The sequence below is a fragment of the Mesorhizobium sp. M1217 genome (assembly GCF_040318275.1).
Classification (GTDB): domain Bacteria; phylum Pseudomonadota; class Alphaproteobacteria; order Rhizobiales; family Rhizobiaceae; genus Mesorhizobium.
The window spans coordinates 1-9,355 of sequence record NZ_JAMYMA010000041.1 but is presented as its reverse complement, the minus strand read 5'-3'; the positions used below and the strand labels follow the sequence as shown (position 1 = coordinate 9,355).

At 58.6% G+C, this 9,355-nt stretch carries 5 protein-coding genes and 5 pseudogenes; 9 read left to right on the top strand and 1 reads right to left on the bottom strand.

Annotated features, from left to right (window positions below; genetic code table 11):
• Positions 1-102 precede the first annotated feature (102 nt).
• Positions 103-347 (top strand): annotated as a pseudogene (locus NKH37_RS33630) (IS110 family transposase); the annotation flags it as partial.
• Positions 348-586: 239 nt separating this feature from the next.
• On the opposite strand, the pseudogene NKH37_RS33625 reads toward NKH37_RS33630, so the two are convergent.
• A pseudogene (locus tag NKH37_RS33625) lies at positions 587-1,096 on the bottom strand (transposase); the annotation flags it as partial.
• Between the two features lie 370 nt (positions 1,097-1,466).
• Between NKH37_RS33625 and NKH37_RS33620 the strand changes: the two are divergent.
• The 8 genes and pseudogenes from NKH37_RS33620 to NKH37_RS33575 all read left to right on the top strand — a co-directional run bounded on the left by NKH37_RS33620 (position 1,467) and on the right by NKH37_RS33575 (position 9,339).
• On the top strand, positions 1,467-4,157 hold the full coding sequence (locus NKH37_RS33620) for a condensation domain-containing protein (protein WP_353042524.1): 2,691 nt from the start codon (positions 1,467-1,469) through the stop codon (positions 4,155-4,157).
• Between the two features lie 505 nt (positions 4,158-4,662).
• Positions 4,663-4,962, top strand: a pseudogene (locus NKH37_RS33615) (FAD-dependent oxidoreductase); the annotation flags it as partial.
• A gap of 430 nt (positions 4,963-5,392) precedes the next feature.
• Positions 5,393-6,601 (top strand): aromatic ring-hydroxylating oxygenase subunit alpha, encoded by a 1,209-nt coding sequence (locus NKH37_RS33610; protein ID WP_352813683.1) that lies wholly within the window; start codon positions 5,393-5,395, stop codon positions 6,599-6,601.
• Positions 6,602-6,835: 234 nt separating this feature from the next.
• Positions 6,836-7,684 (top strand): annotated as a pseudogene (locus NKH37_RS34160) (IS110 family RNA-guided transposase).
• A 54-nt stretch (positions 7,685-7,738) separates the two neighbouring features.
• Positions 7,739-8,158: a hypothetical protein gene (locus NKH37_RS33590; protein ID WP_352813687.1), complete on the top strand. Its 420-nt coding sequence runs from the start codon at positions 7,739-7,741 to the stop codon at positions 8,156-8,158.
• Between the two features lie 47 nt (positions 8,159-8,205).
• Positions 8,206-8,417: pseudogene (locus NKH37_RS33585) on the top strand (DUF5372 family protein).
• Between the two features lie 190 nt (positions 8,418-8,607).
• Complete coding sequence (locus tag NKH37_RS33580) at positions 8,608-9,048, top strand: helix-turn-helix domain-containing protein (RefSeq protein ID WP_353042520.1); 441 nt, start codon at positions 8,608-8,610, stop codon at positions 9,046-9,048.
• Positions 9,049-9,054: 6 nt separating this feature from the next.
• The gene (locus NKH37_RS33575; protein ID WP_353042518.1) at positions 9,055-9,339 is read left to right on the top strand and encodes a hypothetical protein; all 285 of its coding nucleotides are present in this window, start codon (positions 9,055-9,057) and stop codon (positions 9,337-9,339) included.
• The last annotated feature ends 16 nt before the right edge of the window (positions 9,340-9,355 follow it).

Genomic DNA, 9,355 nt, shown 5'->3' with positions numbered 1-9,355 from the left:
ATCGGTGATTGCAACGTCACCACCGTGCCATGGCCGCTCGCCCTTCAGAGCAAGCGCCGTTCTCTCTCCAAAACTTTTTGCAGAACCTTCAGGACACTATCCTCTACGGGCGGCAAGGAACGACTGGGCCGAACATCCCGATGGGAGAGCGCACACCGAGGCGGCTCCTTATTATCCCAGCCAGAGCCGTGATGCGGTGGACTAAGCGCCGGGTGTCTAAAGGAATCTGGCTCGGCCGGATGCTCGAGCGCAAACCGCCGATGCTAGTGATCCTGGCGCTGGCGAACAAAGACGCCCGCATAGTCTGGGCGCTGTTGACGAAGGGAGAAAGCTATCGGGCTCCTGCCCGCTTGAGCGGGACGGGTGCGAGGCCGTTGCGGCGTGAGGAAGTCAAAGGACAGGTGAGGCGGGATCAGGAGAACCAGGCGCATGGGGAGCGCTTCGAGCGCGTTCCAGTGATGTGGACCTGATCCTCGAACTCGCCATACGGGCCCGCGGCCATGACGAGCCGCAACAGAGGCCGAACACATGGCAGCACCCGATCAGGCCCACAGCCTGTACCAAAGATTCTTCTTGCGTCCGAGGGGGGCATGCTGGCCCGGCAGCGCTCGCCGCGCGGTGCTCTTCCACGCAGGCGGGCCATCTTTGTGGAGAGGCCGGTCTCATCGATGAACACGAGCTTCGCCGGATCGAGATCGAGCTGGCCATCGAACCAGTCCCGGGCGCCGCTTCAGGATGTCGGGGCGATCCTGTCCAGTGCGTGCGCGGACTTTTTTTGAATGTCCGTGGCCGCGAAGCAAGCGCTCAAGGCGGTGCGGCTGATCCGCATCGACTGCTCGGCGAGCAGCCGCTCCACGATCTCGTTCAGCGTGATGTCTTTGCGCTCCTCGATCAGCCCGACGATGAAGGCTTCATATAATCGAGGCTGGAGGGGCGGGCGGCGGCCCTGCGGGCGTGGCGTCAGTTCGCCGATCTTCGCCCGCGCAATCCAGCGGATCGCGCTGGATATCCCCACGCCGAACCGCGCCCCCGCTTGCCGCGCCGACGTGCCCTCGTCCGAAGCCTTCAAGACCCGCGACCGAAGATCCCCCTCAATGCTCTTCTCGTCGTCAACCTCCTCGAGGTGGATGTTGAATCAGCACAAAACGCAGCCGTCACATCACAACCGATTCATCGATCACGGGTCGTGCTCTAGCCACCGCCAAGCTCGACAAGTTCGATCTGCTCATCTGCGTTGTCATTTGAGCTCCGGGTCGCAGTGTTGAGCTATGTCTGGTTGAAAACTTCCCATGTACGAAACCTGACGCACTCCGGTGCAAGTATTCCGTCGTTGCTGCACGAAACAGATAGTTTTTTGCATCTCTTGCTCGCTCATCCTATTCGGTGGCACGCCGATTGCATAGTGACACGGCGAAGGAGTCGCTCCGACGATAGCGGTCTCGAACTCTCCGACCCAGGAGGTCTACATGAAGCTTGCTGGAATGATCGAACTCCATGCGATAAACACTGTACTGTTGAGTGCGGTCCCTCCGATTGAAGCCTTGCCCCGTCCGTCGCGGGTGCCGCTGTCTTTCCCCCAGCAGCGAGCGTGGTTCCTTTCGCGTCTGGAGGGCGGTCGCCAGGCCTGGCACATCCAGATGGGGCTACGGCTTCGCGGCGAGCTGGACGAGGCGGCCCTGCAGTCGGCCTTGAACGGATTGGTGACGCGTCATGAGGTGCTGCGCACCACCATCGGGGTGGAGGCCGGCGAGCCGTTCCAGCGGATCAGGCCGGCGGATGTCGGCCTGCCACTTAAACGGGACGATCTGACGGCGGCAGCGGATGTGGAGGGGACGCTCGCGGAGCTAATGCGCCATGATGCGCACGCAGCGTTTGACCTGGAAGCGGGGCCGCTGATCCGCGGAATGTTGATGCGTCTAGCGGCGGACTATCATGTGCTGCTGATCACTACGCATCATATGGTTTCGGACGCCTGGTCGCGGAAGATTCTGACCCGCGAGCTCAGCGAACTCTATGCTGCGGCCCGCGAGGGACGCGCGTATCGGCTGGCGCCGCTGCGGGTGCAGTATGCGGATTACGCCCTTTGGCAGCGCCGGTGCTTGGCGGGCACGGTCCTTGAGCGCCAGTCGAAATACTGGCCCCAGACGCCGGCAGGCGCGCCAGCGGTGCCGGGCCTGCCGGCAGACGGCCCGAGTTTGGCGCAGAAGGACTACAGGGGCAGCTACGTCCAGTTCGCACTGGGCGAGTCATTGACCGCGCAGCTGAAGGTACTTAGCCGGAATTGCGGGACGACGTTGTTCGTGACCCTTCTGGCGGGCTGCGTATTGATGTTGGCGCGGTTGTCGGGTCAGGACGAATTGATTATCGGCACGCGTAGCACAGACCGCGCGCGCTCCGAGGTTGAAGGGCTTATCGGCCTCTTCGTCAACACCGTGGCGTTGCGGATCGATTTGTCGGACGATCCGACGCTGGAGACGTTGCTCGAGCGGGTGAATGCCGTCGGGCTTGAGGCGCAGACGTGCCAGGAGCTGCCGTTTGAGCAGTTGGTGGAACTCGTCAACCCGCCCCGCCACCGAGCTTACATCCCGATCTCCCGAGTCATACTTGCTTGGCAACGCTCTCTTGGGGAGCCGGCGAAGTTGCCGGGGCTCGAACTTGAGCACCTCGACCTTGGCGACGAAATCGCGCAACAAGATCTCGCGCTTGAGCTAGCTGAGATCGGCGAGGCGATTACTGGGAGGCTGATCTACGCAACATCCGTATTTCAGCGGAGCAGCGTCGAGCAGTTTGCGAGCTATTTGCAGCAGGCGCTGGGCCAGATGGCAGCCGACGGCGGGCAGCGAGTCTGGTCGACCCCGCTTTTCTTAGCGGAGAATCGTCTTCTGCTCAAGTCAACCCCGACCGAAGCGGGACATCCGCAGGACCGCTGCAATCATGAGCTATTTGAGGCTTGGGGGTGGCGAGATTCGGGGGCGATCGCGGTAAGCTACGAGGATCAGAACCTAGCCTATCGTAAACTGAACGCGCAGGCTACCTTCGCGGGGGCTCGTGTTTGCTCGCCTCATTCATCGCCGACCAACTCGAACTCCCGGACTTATACTGCGGTTAATTTCGTTGAGGGGACGCGTGTCGTTACAGAGGGCGAGCTGCAGGCCAACAACATCACGCGTTATCATGTCACAAAATTCTATCGTGATCAGATCAAAAACAGTGGTTACTACGACCAGCTTAAATATATTGTGGAGCCCTCATTCAACGAGTTCGAGAGCGCGGGCAACCTGGATACGAGCGGCGAGCACGACAACACGGTCCTCCCGGGATTCCAGCACAAGTACGCCCAGACCGGATTGATGCTGGTAACAGACCGTTGCGCTTCCTATTGCCGGTATTGCTTTCGCAAACGGCTCGTTGGCAAGAACTCCAAAGAAACAGCTGTTGACTTTGCCAAAATAGCCCAATATATCAGCGGTCATGCTGAGATGACGAACGTGCTGCTATCGGGAGGTGATCCGTTCATTCTCAGCACCGCCAAGCTCGACAAAATTTTGGATCATCTGCTACCGATCCTTCATTTGGATTCAATTCGATTCGGCACAAAAATGGTCGCTTACGAGCCCAAGCGGTTCGAGGATCCTGCCCTGCCGGCTCTGTTCGAACGCATCCATGAAGCGGGTAAGACTGCAGTGATTGTCACACATTTCGACCACATCGGTGAAATCTCGGCCGATGCGGAGCGCAGCATTCGTTTTTTGCGTGCGTGCGGCGTGCAGTTCCTCAATCAGGCTGTGCTTCTGGCGAAAGTCAACGATGATCCCGATATCTTGACTGCAACTTTCGCCAAGTGTCATCAAATAGGTGTTCGCCCTTATTATATCTTTCAGAGCAGGCCTGTGAAAGGCGCGTCGCATTTCCAGGTATCATTGCGTCGTGGACTAGAGATCACGCACGGAGTCAACCAGCGTCTCTGCGGCATACAAAAGACATTCAAATACATCATGTCCCATTACACAGGAAAGATCGAGATCCTTGACTTGGGAGCCAATGGCCGCTTGTCTATGCGATACCACCAAAACAAGGATCCGGAAAAAATCGGGAAGATCTTCTCCCGGCCATACCTCGAGGGCGCCTGCTGGTTGGACGATCTACCCGAAGATTGAGTTCGAGAAGGTTGAGTTCGAAAGGGGCGCAAGGCTAATTACCGACCCCGTGCGAGTGGAGCGCAAAGACCCCGCCCTCCATTCGGCAGCGTCGTGAGCTGGCGGTCCGGCTTTCCCGCTCGCCGCCGGATCCCCTAGCCCCATCACGCGTCGAATTGCAACCGAATGTATCCGCGCTGACAATCACTGAGCCTTCACTCCGCCGCTCTAATGAAAATTGGCGACACGAGATGGCGAGGTTGGCGTAGGCGATGGAGTGGAATGCTACCGGCCGCTCTGCTGCTCTCGAACGTGTTGACAAAACAGACGATCGCCGAAGCAATGTTCGCAAGCCGCTGGCAAAACTCTCGGCGGAGCAGGACTTGTCGCTCCGCGCCGCACTTGCCCCGCTTTTTGAGGCGGCCTCCTAACCGTTACATTATCAGAGGACACTATATGCGAATTGTCCTGGTTGGTTCGACTGGGGTCATCGGTTCCGCCGTCGCGGTCGAACTGGCAAGCGGCACGACATTGTAGCCGGCAGAACGGCGTCGCCATCCGCTGCATGCCTGCGAGCATTTCTATCCCGTCACCGAACCGAGCCCCTGCCTGAGGCGCCTGCCGGTGCTGCGCGTGCCGGACGAGTGCACCTACAAGGAGGACGCCGGCAAGATGATGCTAGGCGCCTTCGAGACGGTGCGAAGCGATGAGGCATGGACGACATTCGCGAGGATTTCTGCTTCGACCAGCTGCCCGAGGATATGGCCCATTTCGACCGATCCTCGAAATGGGCGTCATGCAAGTGCAGGCGGCGAAGATCAACGGCGAAGTTCAATCGGGGTGCGGGCACTGTTCCGGTGGCCAGAACCGAACGTGCCTCTATCAAGCTAGAGGCCCCTTCGGTATGCCCGGACCCGAGAGGAAGTACCGATCTCTCGGCCAACTGGCTTGGCAGGATTTAAACAAATTTAACGAATGTTCACGCCGACAACTTGCTGGCGATGGTAGTTTCGCCAGAACGCGGAGGTCAAGCACTGCTAAGAAAGGCGATTCCCTCTCTAAACTCGGCCCCTCGGACAGCACGCAATGGAGGGTCAACAACCATGACATAAGGTCGCTCAGCCTGGAGGCAGTCCAACGGGCGTGATAGGCTGGAACTTCGTAATTATAGAAATAGTGTCAGCCACCGCTCTGTTATCGACAGCAGACGGCGACAACGGTTCAAATACGACTTTCACTTTGAAGGCGACGATGGAATGATTTCTGAATGCGAGATGTTAGGCCTGCTCGATGGCCTAAAAATAGGCTATGCACTCGAGCGGCCGTTCTATACAGACCCTGGAATATTCCAGCTGGAGATGCAGCATATCTGGTACAATGAGTGGCTGTTCGTTGGGCATGAATTCGAACTTCCTAAAATTGGTAGTTACATAACCCTTCAGGTCGGCGAATTTCCGCTCATGATTGTTCGGGATGAGAAGGCAAGCGTTCGCGCGATACACAACACGTGCAGACATCGCGGCAGCAAAATATGTAAGAACGAAAGAGGTGCTTCGGCCAAATTGGTCTGTCCCTACCATGAATGGACATACGGGCTAGACGGGAAGCTGCTCTTTGCACGACAAATGGGTGACGACTTCGACAAGACCCAGTATGGACTCATGCCGGTGGCGTGCGAAGTCGTAGATGGAATGATTTTCATTTGCCTCTCTGAAAGCCCGAGCGAGTTCGCGCACGTTCGCAAGCATCTGATGCCGTACCTCTCAATTCATCGCCTCAAGGACGCGAAGCTCGCTTACGAGACAACTATTATCGAAAAAGGCAACTGGAAACTCGTTTGGGAAAACAATAGGGAGTGCTACCACTGCGCGGCCAATCACCCGCAGCTCTGCAAGACCTTTCCTGAGGCGCCCGGTGCTCCCGAGCTATTGGAACTCTGGAAAAGATGTGAGGCTGCCGGCATCCCGAGCGAATTCAAGTCGCATCCATCCGGCCAATTTCGTACAACTCGCGTCCCGCTTTTGAACGGAGCCACCAGCTACACTATGGACGGAACCGCTGCGGTATCCCGTCCGCTATCGTATACTAGGGGCGTCGGCGAAATTGGCGCGCTCTTGTTGTATCACTACCCATCAAGCTGGAACCATTTTCTTGAAGACCATGCTGTGACCTTTCGCGTCCTCCCTCTCAGTGCAACTGAAACGGCAGTGACTACAAAGTGGCTCGTTCATAAAGACGCAGTCGAGAGCGTCGACTATAATACGGAACGGTTGGTCCACGTATGGCTAGAGACTAATGATCAAGATCGACAAATTGTCGAAGACAACGGTGCGGGCGTTCTTTCTCCTGCGTATAAGCCTGGCCCTTATTCAGAGTTTCACGAACGGGGCGTGATTCAGTTCATCGAGTGGTATTCTGGCGTGATGGTGCCGCGCCTGCACCGAAGTCGGCCAGTGCATCGTTGAGTGTGCTATGACTTCTATGCCAATCGATTTTGCGGCGCCTAAACTTTACCCCGGGCCCGGCCAATGTGACCGAAACTTGGAGGCCGCCCCCTCGTATTGTTCAGATCAAGCTCCTCCGGTGCGTGTCACCCTTTGACAGTGGAAGACCTGACCTGATGTGGCGGACGGCCTCCGCTCCCGGCATCGCAATGTGCCAAAGTGTGGCTGTCGAAAGTCAAATGAGGAAGAACCGTCATGGAGAAGGTTAGCACAATCGGTCTAGACGTCGCCAAGCACGTCTTTCAGGTGCATAGCGTGTACGTGGAGGGCGCGGTGGTTATGCGCCGGAAGTTGCGTCGTGACGAAGGCGCTCATGCCTTGGAACTCCCAGCGCTAACGGCATCAGCTACGCGCTTACGTAACAGCAAAGTGTGCTGATGTTGCATCGAGTTCGTGAGCTTCTGGTCCGACTGTCCGATAGCGGAACATGCTGGTGAACGCGCTGCGCGGCCACCTGGCCGAGTTCGGGATTGTGACGCGCCAGGGCATTGCCGGCGTCGGGATGCTGATCGGGCTCGCCGAAGACAAGAATAACGAGCTGATCCCGCTGCTTGCCCGAGATGCGCTTGTTCCCTTGGTCCGCAGCTACGGGCGGCGCACGAGAAGTTCCGTGAGCCCGATCATCAGATTCACGCCTGGCACCGCTCGAATGAACTGAGCCGGCGGCTGGAAACGATCCCCGGCATCGGTCCAATCACCGCCAGCGCGATCGTTGCAACCGTGACAGACGCCTCCCTGTTCAAATCGGTCGGCAACTCGCTGCTTGGCTTGGCCTCGTGCCGCGATAGAACTCGTCCGGAGGAAAGGATAGGCTCGGCCGGATCAGCAAGCAGGGTAATCCCTATGTCTGTCGACTGCTTGTCGTTGGCGCCGTCCTCAGATTCAGTCGCAAGGGCAAAGCAGCGCCTACCCGCTGGGCTGCCGAGCTTCTGACGAAGAAGCCCCTATAATGTCGTCGCCGTTGCTCTTGCGAACAAGATGGCGCGGATCGTCTGGGCGTTGATGACTTCGGGCAAGCCCTTCGCAACTTCGCCGGCAGCGTGACGTAGTCGCAAGGGATACGCAGAGATTGGTGAGGTCCTGATGGTGTGATGGTGAATGGTCGAACCGGGATCGGACAAACCCGCTCAGTGGCTGCCGCTCAACTGTCTGGGTCCGATCCGCGGATTTCATCAGGGCCAGCGACAGCGTCGCCTCGCTATGCGGGCCAGATCGCCCGTCTTCGCCACAGCCTTCGTGTTCGCGCAGCGCGACGATCTGTTCTTCCCGCTGGTCGGCAATCTCGCGCGTCCACCGATCCAGATGCGGTCGCGACGGCACTGGTCCAGTCGGCGCATGACGTGGGTGTTGATCCGCTCCACAGCCTCCCGGATAGCGGCATTGGCTTCGTCCAGGGAAAAGAAAGTCTGGTTGCGCAGCCGACCGAGAATGCAGCTCAGCGAAACGGACGCCACATTCGACCTTGGCTTTCTTTCAAGTCCAGGACTGCAGCTCGTGCTGACACTCAAGCGCGTATAGAGTTCGAGGTCACGCACCCGTTCCATCCGTGGCGGGGCCAGCGCTTCGTGCTGTCGACCCGCAAACAGAACTGGGGTGAGGACCGCGTCATGTTCTACGACGCGGAGGGACGGCTTCGCTCGCTGCTTGCGTCATGGACGGACGTCGGTGAACCCGATGTTTCATTCAGGTCGCGGCCGGTCGGTCGTCCGTGCGTCCAGATGATCTGGCAACCCTGGCGGCTTTGATCGAGCAAATCGAGCGCAGCCATGGCAACTGAACACGTGTCAGGCAATTTATGCCGCATTGTCAACATAATTATGCCGCTGCATGCCGGATCCGCTGTCGTTGCAGCCTCTGTGTTGCGCATCTTTTCGGCGCCGGACCTGTATGACAGCTGCCTTCATTAAATTGACACATCGCTCGTTGAGGCGTAATTTGATTTACACACAAGCAAGGGGATATATACCATGCCCAACGAGACCAAACGCGATCGATTGCGCCAGCTCGGAGCGCTCAACACGCGCCCCGAAGCCGTCCGCGCACCGTGGTTTCGTGAATCCAGCTTCTTCGATCCTCTCGATCTCGTGCAGGTGAAGTACGAGATGCTGCGTCATGTTGGCGTCAACAAGGCCGATGCCGCCGCGCTTTTCGGTCTGTCGCGGCCAACCTACTATCAGGCTGAGGCCGCGTTCGAACGCGAGGGCATTGCCGGCCTGCTGCCGCGCACGCGTGGGCCAAAGTCGGCCCACAAGCTCACCGACGAGGTCATGCAGCTCATCGAGCAGAACCAGAACGCGGGTGCTCCGCTGCAGGCGCGATCCCTGGCGCAACTGCTGCATTCGACACTCGGCATCAGCGTCCATCCCCGCAGCATCGAACGCGCGATGGCCCGTAAAAAAAAATGGTGAGCCCATGTGCGCACCCCGATGCTGCCGCACGGCTGCAAGGATTTCTACGAGACGCTGCGCGCCGCCGTCCTGTGCGGTCAGGCCTGCGCCAAGGACATGGGCGCCATCGTTTTTCATGGCTTTTGGCAAGGGCTGGCGGTGTTGATCGCGAGCCCCCAGCCTTCCCCGCCGACGCATCGGCGGCCGGAACCACCGCCCACGGCTTCGGCTGCAGTGCACGATCGCCAGCTCGTGCACATGCTCGCCAACATGGTGCTGGCAGCAGAGACCCGAGGCAACCATGTCTACTGACATCGCCATGAAGGTT